Origin of the sequence: Streptomyces sp. NPDC059909 (genome assembly GCF_042730885.1) — a bacterium.
Classification (GTDB): domain Bacteria; phylum Actinomycetota; class Actinomycetes; order Streptomycetales; family Streptomycetaceae; genus Streptomyces.
Window position 1 is genome coordinate 29,726 of the sequence record NZ_JBHWKX010000026.1, and the last position, 16,084, is coordinate 45,809.

Annotated in this window: 15 protein-coding genes; 3 read left to right on the forward strand and 12 right to left on the reverse strand. The window is 71.7% G+C overall.

Features of this window, described 5'->3' with window-relative positions:
- Window positions 1-339 precede the first annotated feature (339 nt).
- From ACFV9O_RS19230 to ACFV9O_RS19245, 4 genes are all read right to left on the reverse strand, one after another.
- Complete coding sequence (locus ACFV9O_RS19230) at window positions 340-1,368, reverse strand: 6-phosphofructokinase (protein ID WP_385419302.1); 1,029 nt, start codon at window positions 1,366-1,368, stop codon at window positions 340-342.
- A gap of 137 nt (window positions 1,369-1,505) precedes the next feature.
- A complete protein-coding gene (locus ACFV9O_RS19235) occupies window positions 1,506-2,177 on the reverse strand; it encodes a response regulator (protein WP_385419304.1) in 672 nt (223 codons plus the stop codon).
- Entirely contained in the window at window positions 2,178-3,395 is a 1,218-nt protein-coding gene (gene macS, locus ACFV9O_RS19240; RefSeq protein ID WP_385419307.1) for a MacS family sensor histidine kinase, read from the reverse strand.
- A 78-nt stretch (window positions 3,396-3,473) separates the two neighbouring features.
- Window positions 3,474-4,241 carry a lysophospholipid acyltransferase family protein gene (locus tag ACFV9O_RS19245; RefSeq protein ID WP_385419310.1) on the reverse strand — a complete coding sequence of 256 codons (768 nt, stop codon included), beginning with the start codon at window positions 4,239-4,241 and terminating at the stop codon, window positions 3,474-3,476.
- 197 nt (window positions 4,242-4,438) lie between these two features.
- On the opposite strand from ACFV9O_RS19245, the gene ACFV9O_RS19250 reads away from it, so the two are divergent.
- Complete coding sequence (locus ACFV9O_RS19250) at window positions 4,439-5,218, forward strand: alpha/beta hydrolase (RefSeq protein WP_385419312.1); 780 nt, start codon at window positions 4,439-4,441, stop codon at window positions 5,216-5,218.
- A complete protein-coding gene (locus ACFV9O_RS19255) occupies window positions 5,211-5,864 on the forward strand; it encodes a hypothetical protein (protein WP_385419315.1) in 654 nt (217 codons plus the stop codon). The genes ACFV9O_RS19250 and ACFV9O_RS19255 overlap by 8 nt, the downstream gene beginning before the upstream one ends.
- On the opposite strand, the gene ACFV9O_RS19260 is transcribed toward ACFV9O_RS19255, so the two are convergent.
- The 6 genes from ACFV9O_RS19260 to ACFV9O_RS19285 all read right to left on the reverse strand — a co-directional run bounded on the left by ACFV9O_RS19260 (window position 5,861) and on the right by ACFV9O_RS19285 (window position 11,008).
- On the reverse strand, window positions 5,861-6,634 hold the full coding sequence (locus ACFV9O_RS19260) for an endonuclease/exonuclease/phosphatase family protein (protein WP_385419317.1): 774 nt from the start codon (window positions 6,632-6,634) through the stop codon (window positions 5,861-5,863). The two genes, ACFV9O_RS19255 and ACFV9O_RS19260, sit on opposite strands and share 4 nt — an antisense overlap.
- A gap of 374 nt (window positions 6,635-7,008) precedes the next feature.
- Window positions 7,009-7,950: an ROK family glucokinase gene (locus tag ACFV9O_RS19265; RefSeq protein WP_385419320.1), complete on the reverse strand. Its 942-nt coding sequence runs from the start codon at window positions 7,948-7,950 to the stop codon at window positions 7,009-7,011.
- Window positions 7,951-8,011: 61 nt separating this feature from the next.
- Window positions 8,012-8,446, reverse strand: coding sequence for a DUF5304 domain-containing protein (locus tag ACFV9O_RS19270; RefSeq protein ID WP_385419322.1), 435 nt, complete (start codon window positions 8,444-8,446; stop codon window positions 8,012-8,014).
- Window positions 8,447-8,507: 61 nt separating this feature from the next.
- Complete coding sequence (locus ACFV9O_RS19275) at window positions 8,508-9,686, reverse strand: ArsA family ATPase (RefSeq protein WP_385419450.1); 1,179 nt, start codon at window positions 9,684-9,686, stop codon at window positions 8,508-8,510.
- A 41-nt stretch (window positions 9,687-9,727) separates the two neighbouring features.
- On the reverse strand, window positions 9,728-10,183 hold the full coding sequence (locus ACFV9O_RS19280; RefSeq protein ID WP_385419325.1) for an SRPBCC family protein: 456 nt from the start codon (window positions 10,181-10,183) through the stop codon (window positions 9,728-9,730).
- A gap of 63 nt (window positions 10,184-10,246) precedes the next feature.
- On the reverse strand, window positions 10,247-11,008 hold the full coding sequence (locus ACFV9O_RS19285; protein WP_385419328.1) for a metallophosphoesterase: 762 nt from the start codon (window positions 11,006-11,008) through the stop codon (window positions 10,247-10,249).
- A gap of 237 nt (window positions 11,009-11,245) precedes the next feature.
- Between ACFV9O_RS19285 and ACFV9O_RS19290 the strand changes: the two genes are divergently transcribed.
- Entirely contained in the window at window positions 11,246-13,042 is a 1,797-nt protein-coding gene (locus ACFV9O_RS19290; RefSeq protein WP_385419330.1) for an AMP-dependent synthetase/ligase, read from the forward strand.
- On the opposite strand, the gene ACFV9O_RS19295 is transcribed toward ACFV9O_RS19290, so the two are convergent.
- On the reverse strand, window positions 13,030-14,664 hold the full coding sequence (locus ACFV9O_RS19295) for a GMC oxidoreductase (protein ID WP_385419332.1): 1,635 nt from the start codon (window positions 14,662-14,664) through the stop codon (window positions 13,030-13,032). The two genes, ACFV9O_RS19290 and ACFV9O_RS19295, sit on opposite strands and share 13 nt — an antisense overlap.
- 203 nt (window positions 14,665-14,867) lie before the next feature.
- On the reverse strand, window positions 14,868-16,010 hold the full coding sequence (locus ACFV9O_RS19300) for a glycosyltransferase family 4 protein (protein ID WP_385419335.1): 1,143 nt from the start codon (window positions 16,008-16,010) through the stop codon (window positions 14,868-14,870).
- Window positions 16,011-16,084 lie beyond the last annotated feature (74 nt).

The following is a 16,084-nucleotide window of genomic DNA, read 5'->3' on the forward strand; positions in this document are numbered from 1 at the left end:
CGCGGGCAGGCCCGGGGAGCCCGTCCCCCAACACCGCACAGGCCGGAACCTGTCCCGGACCCGCGGGCAGGCCCGGGGAGCCCGTCCCCCAACACCGCACAGGCCGGAACCTGTCCCGGACCCGCGGGCAGGCCCGGGGAGCCCGTCCCCCAACACCGGACGGGCTCCGAAGGAGCCACGTCGGCGATTGAGGCGGAGCCCCGGAACCCGGCCCCGCCGTGGGTCCCACGCCCGCAGGGTGTCGGGAAAGGGCCGGGGCCGCAGCCCCGCCGGGGGGCTGGGGCTCCACCCCCGGTTCGGGAAGGGGCGGGGTGGGGCCCCGCAGGCACCCATCCGCCGTCAGCCGAAGAAGACGCCGACCTCCTCGTACAGCGACGGGTCGACCGTCTTCAGCTTCGCCGTCGCCTCGGCGATCGGCACACGGACGATGTCCGTGCCCCGCAGCGCCACCATCTTCCCGTAGTCGCCGTCCCGCACCGCCTCGATCGCGTGGAGCCCGAAGCGCGTCGCAAGCCAGCGGTCGAAGGCGCTGGGGGTGCCGCCGCGCTGGACGTGGCCCAGGACCGTCGTCCTGGCCTCCTTGCCGGTGCGCCGCTCGATCTCCTTGGCCAGCCACTCGCCGACGCCCGACAGCCGCACATGCCCGAACGAGTCGAGCGTCCCGTCCTTCAGCACCATGTCGCCGTCCTTGGGCATCGCGCCCTCCGCGACGACGACGATCGGCGCGTACGAGGCACGGAAGCGCGAGGTGACCCAGGCGCACACCTGGTCGACGTCGAAGCGCTGCTCCGGAATGAGGATGACGTTCGCCCCGCCGGCCAGCCCCGAGTGCAGGGCGATCCAGCCGGCGTGACGGCCCATCACCTCGACGACGAGGACGCGCATGTGCGACTCGGCGGTGGTGTGCAGCCGGTCGATGGCCTCGGTCGCGATGCCGACGGCGGTGTCGAAGCCGAAGGTGTAGTCCGTGGCGGACAGGTCGTTGTCGATGGTCTTCGGCACGCCCACGCAGTTGACGCCGTACTCGTCGGCGAGTCGGGCCGCGACGCCGAGGGTGTCCTCGCCGCCGATCGCGATCAGCGCCTCCACGTCGTGCTTGGCGAGGTTCTCCTTGATGCGGCGGATACCGTCCTCCTGCTTGAGGGGGTTGGTGCGCGAGGAGCCGAGGATGGTGCCGCCGCGCGGCAGGATGCCGCGCACGGCGGGGATGTCCAGGCGCACGATGTCGCCCTCGAGCGGGCCGCGCCAGCCGTCCCGGAAGCCCGTGAACTCGTATCCGTACTCCTGGACACCCTTGCGAACGATGCCGCGGATGACCGCGTTGAGGCCGGGGCAGTCGCCGCCCCCGGTCAGTACTCCGACCCGCATGGAAGTTCCCTTCGCCGTCGGTGGTGACATATGGGAGCCACGCTAGTCGTGACCCAGGTCACTCCGGGACGGTACGAAAGGTGAATTCCGGTACGGCGGGCGTCTGTTGGCGCCCGGCGGTTCACTCCAACGAGTGGTCAGGCGTCGTCGAGGCCACGCTCTATCGCGTACCGCACGAGCTCCACGCGGTTGTGCAGCTGGAGTTTGCCCAGCGTGTTCTGCACGTGGTTCTGCACGGTGCGGTGCGAGATGACGAGACGCTCGGCGATCTGCTTGTACGAGAGCCCCTTGGCGACGAGCCGCAGCACCTCCGTCTCCCGCTCGGTGAGCTGAGGCGCCTTCGGCTCGTCGGGTCCGGCGGACGGCGCGGGGTCGGTGGCCAGCCGCCGGTACTCCCCGAGGACCAGGCCCGCCAGGCCGGGGGTGAACACCGGGTCGCCGACAGCGGTCCTGCGCACGGCGTCGATGAGCTCCGCCGTGCTGGCCGATTTCAGCAGATAGCCGGTCGCACCCGACTTCACCGCCTCCAGTACGTCGGCGTGCTCACCGCTCGCGGAGAGCACCAGGACCCGCAGGGCGGGGTTCGACCCCACGAGCTCCTTGCACACCTGGACGCCGGGCTTGGCGGGCAGGTTGAGGTCGAGGACGAGCACGTCCGGGGCGGCGGCCCGGGCGCGGCGCACCGCCTGCTCGCCGTCGCCCGCCGTGGCGACCACGTCGAAGCCGGACTCGGCCAGATCGCGTGCGACGGCGTCCCGCCACATCGGATGGTCGTCGACCACCATCACCTTGATCGGCTGCTCGCTCATCTACCTGCCCGCCTTCCCCCGTGGAACCTTCAACTCGACTTCCGTGCCCTGGCCGGGGACCGAGATCAGCTCGGCCGTGCCCCCGATGTCCCGCAGCCGGCCGCGGATCGAGAGCGCGACGCCGAGCCGCCCCTCCCCCTCGGCCTGGGCGAGCCGCCCCTCCGGGATACCGGGCCCGTCGTCCCGCACCGTCACGATCACCTCGTCCGGCCAGTCCTCGACCAGGATCCATGCCTGCGCCTCGTCGCCGGCATGCCTGCGCACATTGTCCAGGGCGGCACCGACAGCGGCCGCGAGCTCCTTCGCCGCGGGCCGCGGCAGCGGCACCGGGGCGCCCGGCTCGGACAGGGTGACCCGCGATCCGGCGTACGGGGCGAGGAGCGTGCGCAGATCGCACGGGCCGGCGTCGTCCGGCTCCTCGGGCTCGTCCGGTTCGTCGATGAGTCGTACGACCGCACCCTGGGTCTCGTCCTCGGAGACGCGCGAAGCCGGCGCGAGGCCGCCGGCGACCAGGGTGCGCAGGGCGACCTCCTGTTCGCCCGCCATCCTGCCCAGCTCCGCGGCCTCACCGCCGAGCGCGGTGCCGCGGCGCTGCACCATCGCCAGCACCTGCAGCACGCCGTCGTGGATGTCGCGGGCCAGCCGCTCCCGCTCCCGGGTGGCCGCCTCGATCTCCAGGGCGCGGGCCAGGGTGCGCTCGGAGGCGCGGGCGACCTCGACGACGTAACCGATGCCGATGGAGGCGACCCAGACCAGCAGGACGTTGTGGAAGGTGTCCCGGCTGGGCTCGCCGCGCTCGATGATGTTGGCGACGGCGACCAGGGACGACGCGAAGCCCGCCCAGCGCCAGCCGCCCTTGATGGCGTACGCGAGGACCGCGCCCGCGGTCCATATCGACGGAAGGGTCGTGCCGTCGATCTGCTGGGCGTGGGCGTCGGCGACGGGCGTGAGGAGGATGCCCACGAGCGCGATGGTGAGGTCGGCGACGAGGAAGCGCTTGGTGCACCGGGCCGCGTTGGCCACTTTCGGGAGGGTGGCCAGGGTCCAGACGGCCAGGAAGGCGAGGAAGCCGACGGCCACCCAGGGGCGCTCGAACCTGTCGCGCCCGAAGACGAAGAGCAGTACCGCGTAGCCCATCGTCAGTACGCGGTAGGCGGTCAGCGCACGCCAGAGCGGCAGCTCGACCGACATGCGCACGACACGCTCGCGCTTCGCCATGTTCCCCCCATGTCCCCGCCCCGGACGGCTACGGCCGGCGCCACTGGGCGCCGTTCCGCTCCGGTTGTTCTCCGCGTTCTACTCCGCGTTCCTGCCCGCGCTCTTCTCCGCTTCCTTGGCCGCTTGCTTGGCGGCCTCCATGGACGCTTCCCTGGCGGCCTCCTTGGACGCCTTCTCCGCGTCGGCGATCTGGCGCTTGGCCGCCGTCGCGTAGATGTCCACGTACTCCTGGCCGGAGAGCTTCATGATCTCGTACATGACCTCGTCGGTCACCGAGCGCAGGATGAAGCGGTCGTGCTCCATGCCGCGGTAGCGGCTGAAGTCGAGCGGCTTGCCGATCCGGATCCCCGGGCGCATCAGCTTGGGGATGACCTTGCCGGGCGGCTGGATCTTCTCGGTGTCGATCATCGCCACCGGGATCACGGGCGCGCCCGTCGCGAGCGCCACGCGCGCGAGTCCGCCCGGCTTGCCGCGGTAGAGCCGGCCGTCGGGCGACCGGGTGCCCTCCGGGTAGATGCCGAACAGCTCACCGCGCTCGATGACCTCGATACCGCTCTTGATGGCCGCCTCGCCCGCGCCGCGGGCGCCCGAGCGGTCAACCGGAAGCTGCCCCACGCCCTTGAAGAAGGCGGCCGTGAGCTTGCCCTTCACCCCGGGCGAGGTGAAGTACTCGGCCTTGGCGATGAAGGTGACCTTGCGGTCCAGGACCGCGGGCAGGAAGAAGGAGTCGGAGAACGACAGGTGGTTGCTCGCTAGTATCGCGGGCCCCTCGGCGGGAATGTACTCGAGGCCCTCCACCCAGGGCCTGAAGGCGAGCTTCAGTGACCCTCCGATGGAGAACTTCATAGCGCCGTAGATCAACTCGAGTGCCTTCCCTCTGTCCGTCGACAAGACCTTAACCCGCGCGGGGTCTGCGCTCTCTCCCCCGGTGCCGTACCGGTGCATCGTCGGCCCTGGTCGGTGTCAGCCCGGTCGCGTACGGTGAAGGCACCTTCCGAGCACTTCCTTCCCGTACTTCCGATCCTCACGAACAGGAGACCCCGGTGCCGGTCATGCCTGGAGCCGAGCCGTACCGCCACGAGGGCGGCGAGGTCGGCGTCCTTCTCTGTCATGGATTCACCGGTTCCCCGCAGTCGCTGCGCCCCTGGGCGGAGTACCTGGCCGAGCGCGGTCTGACCGTGTCGCTGCCGCTGCTGCCCGGCCATGGCACCCGCTGGCAGGACATGCAGCTGACCGGCTGGCAGGACTGGTACGCGGAGGTGGACAGGGAGCTGCGGACGCTGCAGGAGCGGTGCAGCCAGATTTTCGTCTTCGGGCTCTCCATGGGCGGCGCGCTCACGCTGCGGCTCGCCGCCAAGCACGGCGACGCCGTGCAGGGCATCGTCCTGGTCAACCCGGGGAACAAGGTGCACGGCCTCACCGCGCACGCCCTTCCGGTGGCCCGCCACTTCGTCCGTACGACGAAGGGGGTCGCCAACGACATCGCGAAGCCAGGGGCCGTCGAGCTCGGCTACGACCGGGTGCCGCTGCACGCCGCGAACTCCCTGCGGAACTTCTTCCGGCTCGTCGACGGCGAGCTGCCGCAGGTGACCCAGCCGCTCCTGCTGCTGCACAGCCCGCAGGACCATGTCGTGCCGCCCGCCGACTCGGCCCGGATCCTCAGCCGGGTCTCGTCGACGGACGTCCAGGAGATCCTGCTGGAACAGAGCTACCACGTGGCGACGTTGGACCACGACGCGGAGCGGATTTTCGAGGAGAGTTACGCGTTCATCGGCCGCCTCGCTCCGAGCGTCGGGAAGAAGGGAAGCACCACCGGTGGCTGAGCAGCACGACGCGGACCGGGACGACAGGGACCGGGACCCACAGCCGATCGACGAGGAGGCCGCCTGGGCCGCCATCGTCGCGGGCTACGGCGAGGAGCCGGCCGACCCGCCGGGCGCCAGGCCGTTCAAGTCGGTCGAGGACCTGGCCGGCCTGGACAAGCCGCTGAAGGACGACGCGTCCCGGGCGGCGAAGGCCGGCGACGACGAGGACGACGACGACGGCGCCGCCCCGGGCGATGACCGGTCCGACGGCTCCGAGCCACAGCGACCGCTCGGCGGCTCGATCGTCTTCGCTCCCGGCGTCGGGGCCGGCCCCGGCGTGGGCGGGGGCGGGGGCGGTCCGCGGGACTACGAAGTCGCCGAGGCGGGCGACGACGACCTCGACGAGCGCGACGAGGGCCATTTCGTACCGCCGGAGCCGCCGCCGCTGCCGGAGGCCGACACGACCGCGAAGTTCGCCTGGCTCGCGGTGATCGGCGGTCCGGTGCTGCTGCTGCTCGCCGTGCTCCTGCAGTGGGACATGACGTGGTGGCTCACCACGCTCGGCGTCGGCGGCTTCCTCGGCGGATTCGCCACGCTGGTGGCCCGTATGTCACAGGGCGACGACGAGGACGACGACGATCCCGGCCGGGGCGCGGTGGTCTAGGACCCTGATCGGGCGGCGGGAATTCTGAGGGCGGCGAGGACCGGGAGATGGTCCGTGGCCGCCCTCAGGTCTTCCTCCCTGATGCCCGGCAGGTCCAGCGGTACGCCGCAGCCGAGGACCTCGACGCCCTCGGTCGCGAAGATCGCGTCGATGCGCTGGTGCGGCTCGCTTGGCGTCGAGGTGTACTCGCCGCCCCAGGGGCCCACCGCCCAGCAGTCCTGCAGTTCGGCCGCGAGGCGCCGGAAGCTACGGCCCGTGGGCCGTTCGTTGATGTCGCCCGCGGCGATCGCGTGCGGCACACCCATCGCCGCGAGACGGTCGAGGAGCATCCCGGCCTGCGCGTAGCGCTCGTCGCTCTGCAGGCTCAGATGACAGCTGAGCAGTCCGATCCTGGCGCCCCCGATCCGTACGACGGCGGTCGCGAAGCCGCGGCGGTGCAGGCCGGGGGTGAGCGGCAGCAGCACGTCCTCGGTGCGCTCCACGGTCGCGCGCAGCGAGCACAGCAGCAGCGGCCCCGCGGCGGTCGCGCCCCCGCTGAGCACGACCAGCTCGCTCTGTGCGGCGAGCCGCGCCGCGTGCTTGCGCCACCGGAAGAAGCGGGGGGCTTCCTGGACGAAGACGAGGTCGGGGCGGCAGGCGCGGATGACGCGGGCGAGGGCGTCCTCGTCGTCGCGCATGGAGCGGATGTTGTAGCTGAGCACGCGAATGACGGCTGAACCGTCGGGTTCGGTGCGGGAGTTGGGCAGCGGGTGCGTCGCGGGCGTCGCCATGCGGCACAAGATAACGGGCCGCGGGCCCATTGCCCCGCCCGCCGCCCGCGCGCGTCGGTGCGCCTGTGTTTCCGGGGGCTCCACCCCCGAACTTCCGGCCTCAATCGCCAGCGGGGCTCATTCGAGCCCGTGCGGCGACTGAAGTCGGACCCGGACCCGCCCACCGGTGCCGGGCCGCACACCGAGCCGTACGGCGTTGCGCACGGACACCCCGGCCCGCCCACCAGTGCCGGGCCGCACACCGAGCCGTCCGCCGGTTGCGCACGGACGCCCCGGCCCGCCAGGACAGGGGGCGCCCGCCCCGGGCCGGGCGCAGGGCGCAGCCCGGGCAGGTGCCGCCCGCCCCGGCTGCAGCCTTCAGGTGAGGGAGGGCATCAGCCCTGCCGTGCCAGGTCCGCCGCGCCGACGAGGCCCGCCTTGTTACCGAGCTGGGCGGCGAGGACCTGGGCGTGGGGGCGCCACTGAGCGCCGATCAGCCAGCGGCGGAAGGATTTGCGGATGGGGTCGAGGACGAGCTCGCCCTCGTCCGAGACGCCACCGCCGACGATGAACGCGGACGGGTCGAACAGCGACGCGAGGTCGGCCAGCCCCGCGCCCGCCCAGCGGGCCAGCTCCCGGAAGGAGTCGACGGCGACCTTGTCACCCTGCCGGGCCGCGGCGCTGACGTGCTTGCCCTCGATCCCCGCGGGGGTACCGTCGCCGAGGCCGAGCAGGATCTCCGCGTTCTCGGGGGTCGCCATCGCGCGCTGGCGTGCGTACCGGACGAGGGCACGGCCGGACGCGTACTGCTCCCAGCAGCCCTGGCTGCCGCAGCCGCACAGCAGACCGTCGGGGACGACCCGGATGTGCCCGAACTCGGCGGCCACGCCGAAGCGTCCGCGCCGCAGCTTGTTGCCGATGATGATGCCGCCGCCCAGGCCGGTGCCCAGCGTGATGCAGATGACGTCCTCGTGGCCCTGCCCCGCGCCGAAGCGGTACTCCCCCCACGCCGCCGCGTTCGCGTCGTTCTCCACCACGACGGGGAGGCCGATGCGCTGTTCGACCTTGTCCTTCAGCGGTTCGTGCCGCCAGTCGATGTTCGGCGCGAAGAGGACGGTGGAGCGCTTCTCGTCGACGTAGCCGGCGGCGCCGATGCCGACCGCCTCGATGTCGTGCCCCTTACCGGCTCCGGTGACGGCCGCGCAGATCGCATCCACGATGGCTTCGGCGGTCGGCGGAGTGGGCACCGTGTGTGTCTCGAGAATGGTGCCCGCTTCGTCCACCACGCCGGCTGCGATCTTGGTGCCGCCGATGTCGACGCCGATGGTGAGTCCCATGTGTCCCTCAGTTTTCGGTCGAGCCCCGCTAAGGCCAACCGTACCCGAGGGAGTCCCGGCCTCAGTCCAGGTCGATCTTCTCGCTCGGGCCGTCGTCGCGGCCGTCGCGTCCCTCACGGCTCGCCGGCTCGTCGCGGGTCCAGCGCCGTTCCTGGCCCTCGACGGCCGAGCGGTACGCGGCCAGCAGCTCGTTGCCCGCGGCCGCGAGATGGTCGAAGACCTGCGGGTTGCGCTCGACGACCGGCTCGACGACCGCCTTGGCCTGACTGATCAGCTGCTGCACGGCGCCCTGTGCGGCCATGCCGAGCAGGGGATTCTGCAGCGAGGACATCTTGTCTGCGACCGCGTCCATGAGCTTGCGCAGCTCCTCGGCCGCGGAGCCGGGCTGCGGCCCGTACCGCTCCCGGCGGCGGGCCCGCTCGGCCTCCAGGTCCTCGGCACACGCATCGGCCCAGGCGTCGGCATCGACGGCGGGGCGCTCGGTGGCATCGCTCATGGCGTACTCCTGGAGAACGTGACTTCGTACTGTCGACGGTACCCGAACGGGGCGTTGCCGTTCAGCGTCTCCGCGGCCACAGAGCGGGGTCCGGTGTGAACCGGATCCCCAGCACGCCCTCCTGGAGCCCCGCACCGGAGACCGTGCAGCGACGCAGGACGGAGGGGAGCGGAACGATACGCCGGAACGGGCCCACGGTGAGGAGGAGTTCGTCACCACGGCGGACCAGGTCCAGTTCCTCCTTGACGGCCCCGGGCAGCGGCAGCCGCCAGGTGAGGACGCCGTCGTCGCCGGCCGGTCCCTCAAGGGTGCCCCACGGCTCCCGTCGGGACTCCGTCGGCTCCACGGGCTCGACATGCGGGTCCAGCAGCGCCAGGTCGTCGAGCCCCCGCGGGTCCCTCCCCAGGTGCGGCACCTCGCGGACCGGGCACACCGGCCCCCACTCGCCGGACCAGTGCCGGAGCACCTTGTCCTGCTGGGCCTGGAGCCCTGCGAGCCAGGGGTCGGGCGATGCCGTCGGCAGGACCCGGTTCGGTACGAGCGCGTCGACGGCCGCCCCGTACAGCGCGAGGCCGAGCCGGGCGGTGTGCAGCGCGTCCTCGCCGGCGGGTCCCGGCTCGGCAACGAGACGGACCGTCGTGTCCGGGTTCTCGAACAGCTCCTGTACGGCGGAGAGCTCCCGCTCCCAGCGCGCGGTCAGCTCGTACAGCCACTGCGCGGGCATCGGTACGCCCGCGAGCTGGGCCAGCACGGGCCGCAGGGCGCGGGCGGCCTGCCGCTCGGGCGGCAGGAGGCGGCGCAGATAGCGGCGCAGCTGCTCGGGCAGGCCGAGCAGGGCGATGGTGTCGAGAACGGGCGGCATGTCGACGACGAGCACGTCCCAGTCACCGGCCGCGGCGTCGCGCAGCGCGCGCAGCAGCGCGGACTGCTCGCTGCCGGGCAGCTCGGTCAGCTCCTCGTCCTCCAGCCGGTGTGCGCCCAGCAGGTCGAGGGCGGCGGTGCTGCGTTCCTGGAAGGCGAGGAGTTCGGCGCGGAAGTGCACACCGGAGTCGGTCCGCGCGACCCACAGGCGGTCGGTCACCTCGCCGGGCTCGGTGCCCGCCGCGGCGCCCAGCGCGCCGTCGGCCTCGCCCGAGAGCAGCAGGGTCCGCTTGCCCCGCCGGGCCGAGGCGAGTGCGGTCGCCGCCGCGACCGTCGTACGGCCCGAGCCGCCGGGCCCGGTGACGAGGATCGTGCGCAGGGGAAGGGCGCGGGCGGCGCCGGTGGGGTCCAAGGAGGAGATCAGGCCTTCGGTCCCGCGCCGGACTCGACGCGCTTCTTCAGACCCGCGAGGGCGCGGTCGATGATGACCTTCTCCGCCTTGCGCTTGATCATCCCGAGCATGGGGATCTTGACGTCGACGGTCAGCTGGTACGTGACCTCGGTGCGCTCGCCGCCGCCGAGCGGCGCCAGCGTGTAGGAGCCGTCCAGGGCGCGCAGCATCTGCGACTTCACCAGCGTCCAGGAGACCTGGTTCTCACCGGTCCAGGTGTACGCGAGCGTGTGGTCGTCCTTGATCGCGCCGGCGTCCAGCACCAGCCGGACCTGCACCGCACGCCCCTGGTCGTCCTTCTCCAGGACCTCGGTCTCCTGCACCTCGCCCGTCCACTCCGGGTAGCGCGCGAAGTCGGAGATCACCCCCATCACGTCGGCGGGCGCCGCGTCGATGGTGATGCTCGAGCTGGTGTGTTCCGCCATCGCCGTGGCTCCTCTTCTGCGCTTCGGAGGCTTGCGGGGTGCAATCTATCGCGACCGGACCGCTCACCATTCCAGGGCCCACGGCCTGCCCGTCGCCGCGAAGTGCCCGACGTTCACGCACTCGGTCGAACCGATCCGCATGCGCCGGGCCAGGGGCTGGTGGACGTGCCCGAAGAGGGCGTACCGCGGGCGGGTCCGGCGGATGGCGTCGAGCAGGGCCCGGCTGCCGCGCTCGAAGCGGCGGGGGACGGTGTCGTACGTCAGTTCCGGTACGTCGGGCGGGATGTGCGAGCACAGCACGTCGACGTCGCCGAGCGCCTCGACCTTGGCGGCGTACTCCTCGTCGGAGATCTCGTAGGGCGTGCGCATCGGTGTGCGCAGTCCGCCGCCGACGAAGCCGAAGACGCGTCCGTCCAGCTCGATGCGCTCACCGTCGAGGACGGTGGTGCCGGGGCGCGCGTACTCCGGCCAGAGGGACGGGATGTCGACATTGCCGTAGGTGGCGTATGTCGGGGTCGGGAAGGCGGCGAACATCTCGGCGTACTGCTTGCGCACGGCGGAGAGGATGGCGGCGTCCCGGTCCAGCCCCGCCCACAGCCGCTGCCCGAAGGCGCGGGCCTCTTCGTAGCGGCGCTCGGTGCGCAGTTCCACGATGCGGTCGGCGTTCTCGACGCCGAAGAGATCGGGGAAGATGCCTCGCGAGTGGTCGGCGTAGTCGAGGAAGAGCACCAGGTCACCGAGGCAGATCAGGGCGTCGGCGCCGTCGCCCGCCCTGGCCAGATCCCTGGTGTTCCCGTGCACGTCACTGACCACATGAACTCGCATGTCGATCACCCTAGGGTCGTCGGCGGGCGGTGGGTAGAGGGGTCCGGACCTGCGGTTACTTCCGCGTCGTCCGGCCGGTGGAATAGGGTGCGCGATGCAGCGCCACACAGGTGTGACGCAGAGAACATCTGGCCGGGACCCCCTATCCGGAACCATGTACTGATGGGTAACGTCCGGGCAGTCCCCGGTGCGTTCACACAGAGCCGTGGCGCCGGCGCCCGATGAGGAGCAGCAGTCTTGCGCGAGTTCAGCCTTCCGGCCCTGTACGAGGTCCCCACGGACGGCAATCTGACGGATCTCATCCGCCGCAATGCCACGCAGCATCCGGACGTGGCCGTCATGGGCAGAAAGGTCGCGGGCGTCTGGACGGACGTGACCGCCACCCAGTTCCTGGCCGAGGTGCGGGCCGCCGCCAAGGGTCTGATCGCATCCGGCGTGCAGCCCGGTGACCGGGTCGGCCTGATGTCCCGCACCCGCTACGAGTGGGTGCTGCTGGACTTCGCGATCTGGAGCGCCGGCGCGGTGACCGTGCCGGTGTACGAGACCAGCTCCGCCGAGCAGGTGCAGTGGATCCTCGGCGACTCCGGCGCGGTCGCCGTGATCGTCGAGGGGGACGCGCACGCCGCGGCCGTCGCGTCCGCACGGGAGGAGTTGCCTGCCCTCCAGCAGGTCTGGCAGATCGAGAAGGGCGCGGTCGAACAGCTGACCGCCGCCGGTGCCGAGGTCTCCGACGGAACGGTCGACGAGCGCAGCGCGGTGGCCAAGGCCGACGACCCGGCGACGATCGTCTACACCTCGGGCACGACCGGCCGCCCCAAGGGCTGTGTGCTCACGCACCGCGCGTTCTTCGCGGAGTGCGGCAACCTGGTCGAGCGTCTCAAGCCGCTGTTCCGCACCGGCGAGAGTTCGGTGCTGCTCTTCCTCCCGGCCGCGCACGTCTTCGGGCGCATGGTCGAGATCGCGTCCGTGATGGCGCCGATCAAGCTCGGCTGCGTGCCGGACATCAAGAACCTCACCGACGAGCTGGCCTCCTTCCGGCCCGCCCTGATCCTCGGTGTGCCGCGCGTCTTCGAGAAGGTCTACAACTCGGCGCGGGCGAAGGCCCAGGCGGACGGCAAGGGCAAGATCTTCGACAAGGCCGCCGGCACGGCGATCGCGTACAGCCGCGCCATCGGCACCCCGGAGGGCGCGCCGCTCGGGCTGAAGCTCAAGCACAAGGTCTTCGACAAGCTCGTCTACAGCAAGCTGCGTGCGGTGCTGGGCGGCCGCGGTGAGTTCGCGGTGTCCGGCGGTGCGCCGCTGGGCGAGCGGCTCGGCCACTTCTTCCGCGGCATCGGCTTCACGGTGCTGGAGGGCTACGGCCTGACGGAGTCCTGCGCGGCCACCGCGTTCAACCCGTGGGACCGGCAGAAGATCGGCACGGTCGGTCAGCCGCTGCCCGGCTCGGTGGTACGGATCGCCGACGACGGCGAGGTGCTGCTGCACGGCGAGCACATCTTCACGGGCTACTGGAACAACGAGGCCGCGACGGCCGAGGCGCTGGCCGACGGCTGGTTCCACACCGGTGACATCGGCACCCTCGACGAGGACGGCTACCTCGCGATCACGGGCCGCAAGAAGGAGATCCTGGTGACGGCGGGCGGCAAGAACGTCGCGCCCGCGGTCATCGAGGACCGGATCCGGGCGCATGCGCTGGTCGCCGAGTGCATGGTCGTGGGTGACGGGCGGCCGTTCGTGGGCGCGCTGGTCACGATCGACGAGGAGTTCCTGGCCCGCTGGGCCGCCGACCACGGCAAGCCGGCCGGTTCGACGGCGGCGTCGCTGCGCGAGGACGCGGACCTGCTGGCGGAGGTCCAGCGGGCGGTGGACGAGGGCAATGCCGCGGTTTCCAAGGCGGAATCGGTGCGGAAATTCCGCATCCTCACCTCCCAGTTCACGGAGGAGGCCGGCCACATCACGCCGTCGCTGAAGCTGAAGCGGAATGTGGTGGCGAAGGACTTCGCCGACGAGATCGAGGCGATCTACCGGGCGTAGTCCTCGGCCAGGACTCGCTCGATGTTGCGCTCGGCGAGCGCGGTGATGGTGACGAACGGATTGACGCCGATGGAGCCCGGAACGAGGGCTCCGTCGGTGACGTACACGCCGGGCGCGCCTCTGACGCGGCCGTAGTCGTCGGTGGCCCGGCCCAGCACACAGCCGCCGAGCGGGTGGTACGTGAAGTCGTCGGCGAAGGTCTTGTTGCCGCCGAAGAGGTCGTACCGGTAGATCGTGGCGTTCTTCAGGTTGATGCGGTCGAAGAGCTTCTTCGCCGCGTCGACCGAGACCTGGCTCTGTGCCCGCGTCCAGTTGAGCCGCGCGGAGTCGGTGGCGGCGTCGTACGAGAAGGTGCCGCGCTCGGGGTTTCTCGTGATCGCCAGGTAGAGGCTGATCCAGTGCTCGAAGCCCATCGGCAGCGGGGCGATCTCCGCGAAGACCGGGTTAGCGGTGTTGGACCGGTCGTCGATGCCCATGACGGGCATGGTCGCCTGGTTCGCGCCGACGGTGTCCCACACATGGTTGGCGCGGGCCGTCATGACGTTGCCGTTGGTGCCCCAGCCGGTGCCGACGTGGTCGCTGAGATCGGGCAGCGCCCCCGTCTCCCGGGCGCGCAGCAGCAGTTCGGTGGTGCCGAGGCTGCCCGCGCCGAGGAAGAGGCGGTCGCAGCCGATTTCGCGGGTGGCGACGACTTTGCCGGACAGGTCGATCCGGTCGGCGGTGACGACGTACGTCCCGTCGGGCTGTCTGCGCACGGCGCGGGCCCGGTGCAGGGTCTCGATGGTGACGTTCCCGGTGCCGAGTGCGGCGGCGAGGTAGGTCTTGTCGAGGCTGCGCTTGCCGTGGTTGTTGCCGTAGATGACCTCGCCGGCGAGGGCGGACCTGACGACCTGTCCGGCCGCTTCGCGCTCCATGTACCCGAAGTCGTACACGCTGGGTACGAAAGTCGTCCTCAGGCCCGTGTTGGCCGCGTGCTTACGGGAGATCCGGGTGAAGCGGTACCACTCGGTCGCCTCGAACCAAGCGGGGTCGACGGTGTTGACGCCCAGCATCTGGCGGGCGCGCGGGAAGTACGTGCCGTACATGGCGGTGGCGTCGACGGACGGGAGCACCTCGGAGAAGTACGCGGGCTGCGGGGTGACCGCCATGCCGCCGTTGACGAGCGATCCGCCGCCGACGCCGCGGCCCACGTACACGGACATGTCGGCGAAGCGGACGCGGTCGAGGACCCCGGGGTACGGGCCGATGTCCTTGTTGACGACGTCGAGCCACAGGAACTGGGCGAGCGGGGCCTCGGTGCGGGTACGGAACCACATGGAGCGCTGGTCGGGGGCGCCGGTGGTACAGAAGACCTTGCCGTCGGGGCCGGGGGTGTCGGTGCCCCAGAGGCGGCCCATTTCGAGGACGAGGGTGGGGATGCCGGCCTCGCCGAGCCGGAGTGCGGCGACGGCGGCGCCGTAGCCCGAACCGATGACGAGGGCGGGGGTGTGGTCGGTGGCCTCGGCGCCGGCCGCCCGGGCCGTGGAGGCGGCGGCGGGGCCGATTCTGGTCAGCCCGAGCGCGGCGGCGGTCTGGAGGGCGCCGAGACCAAGAAGGTGACGGCGCGTCAGTTTTCGTGTCATGTGCGCAGCATGGGCGGATTTTGGGGTTCCGCCTATGTGCCGCGCAGAGCTTTTTTCGGGCGGGCGCAAGGGTGCCGTTTCCGCCAGGCGCGGCCGGTGTGTCCGTCCTCGAACGCCGGACGGGCTGGGCAGGTGCCCGCACCGGCCCAGCGGGCCCGCGTGTCCGTCCTCAAGCGCCGGACCGGCCGGGTGGGTTCCCCGCGCTACAGCAGCGTCTTCAGGCGGTCGGCCAAGAGGTCCCAGCGCCACTTGTCCTCGACCCACTCCCGGCCGCGCTCGCCCATGCGACGGCGCAGTTCAGGGTCCTGGAGCAGGGTCACGATGCGGTCCGCCGACTCCTCGGGGGCGTCGCCGCGGACCACCCAGCCCGTCTCGCCGTCGAGGACGGCGTCCGGCGCGCCGCCCGAGTCGCCCGCGACGACCGGAAGGCCGGTCGCCGAGGCCTCCAGGTAGACGATGCCCAGCCCTTCGACGTCGAGGCCGCCCCGCCGCGTACGGCACGGCATGGCGAAGACGTCACCGGCGCCGTAGTGCGCGGGCAACTCCTCCCAGGGGACGGCGCCCGTGAAGCGCACGGACGAGGCCACGCCCGTCGCGCGCGCGAGCTTGTGGAGGTCGTTCTCGTACGGGCCGCCGCCGACGATCAGCAGCACCGCGTCCGGCACCTTCTCCAGGATCGACGGCATCGCGCGGATCAGCGTGTCCTGGCCCTTGCGGGGCACGAGCCGCGAGACGCAGACGACCACGGGCCGGTCGGCGAGCCCGAGCCGCTCGCGCACGGCGTCGCCGCCCGAGTCCGGGTGGAAGGCCTTCTCGTCGACGCCGGGCGGCAGCTGCACCATCCGCGCCGCCGCCTCGGGCGTCAGCGCCGCGGCGATCCGCGAGCGCGTGTACTCACCGAGATACGTGATCGTGTCCATGCCCTCGCCGATCCGGCGCAGCAGCTGCCGGGACACGGGCAGCTGCGCCCACCCGGCCTCGTGCCCGTGCGTCGTGGCGACGAGCCGCCGCGCCCCCGCCCTGCGCAGCGCCGGCGCCATCAGCCCTAGCGGCGCGGCGGCGCCGAACCACACCGACGTGCAGCCGTGCTCCCGCAGCAGGCCCACCGCACGCCGGGTGACCCGCGGCGTCGGCAGCAGCATGGTCGTACGGTCCCTGACGACCGTGAAGGGCTGATCGGCGTCGAACTCGGCCGTCGCCTCGACGCCCTCGCGGCCGTGCTTCCACGTGGAGGCGTAGACCACGAGCTGCTCGGGGTCCAGGCGCAACGCTATGTTGTGGAGGAACGCCTGGATGCCGCCGGGCCGCGGCGGGAAGTCGTTGGTCACGATCAGGGTCTTGTCCATCGCCGCCGACAGTACCAATGGCGGGCATGCCTCATCGCCGGTGTGCGGTCGTGCTGGGCACCATGACAGCTCTG

Excerpts from the sequence above, each read along its gene's own strand:
- ACFV9O_RS19230 (WP_385419302.1), bottom strand. The coding sequence starts at position 1,368 with ATGCGGGTCGGAGTACTGACCGGGGGCGGCGACTGCCCCGGCCTCAAC.
- ACFV9O_RS19235 (WP_385419304.1), bottom strand. The coding sequence starts at position 2,177 with ATGAGCGAGCAGCCGATCAAGGTGATGGTGGTCGACGACCATCCGATG.
- macS (WP_385419307.1), bottom strand. The coding sequence starts at position 3,395 with ATGGCGAAGCGCGAGCGTGTCGTGCGCATGTCGGTCGAGCTGCCGCTC.
- ACFV9O_RS19245 (WP_385419310.1), bottom strand. The coding sequence starts at position 4,241 with ATGAAGTTCTCCATCGGAGGGTCACTGAAGCTCGCCTTCAGGCCCTGG.
- ACFV9O_RS19260 (WP_385419317.1), bottom strand. The coding sequence starts at position 6,634 with ATGGCGACGCCCGCGACGCACCCGCTGCCCAACTCCCGCACCGAACCC.
- ACFV9O_RS19265 (WP_385419320.1), bottom strand. The coding sequence starts at position 7,950 with ATGGGACTCACCATCGGCGTCGACATCGGCGGCACCAAGATCGCAGCC.
- ACFV9O_RS19270 (WP_385419322.1), bottom strand. The coding sequence starts at position 8,446 with ATGAGCGATGCCACCGAGCGCCCCGCCGTCGATGCCGACGCCTGGGCC.
- ACFV9O_RS19280 (WP_385419325.1), bottom strand. The coding sequence starts at position 10,183 with ATGGCGGAACACACCAGCTCGAGCATCACCATCGACGCGGCGCCCGCC.
- ACFV9O_RS19285 (WP_385419328.1), bottom strand. The coding sequence starts at position 11,008 with ATGCGAGTTCATGTGGTCAGTGACGTGCACGGGAACACCAGGGATCTG.
- ACFV9O_RS19295 (WP_385419332.1), bottom strand. The coding sequence starts at position 14,664 with ATGACACGAAAACTGACGCGCCGTCACCTTCTTGGTCTCGGCGCCCTC.
- ACFV9O_RS19300 (WP_385419335.1), bottom strand. The coding sequence starts at position 16,010 with ATGGACAAGACCCTGATCGTGACCAACGACTTCCCGCCGCGGCCCGGC.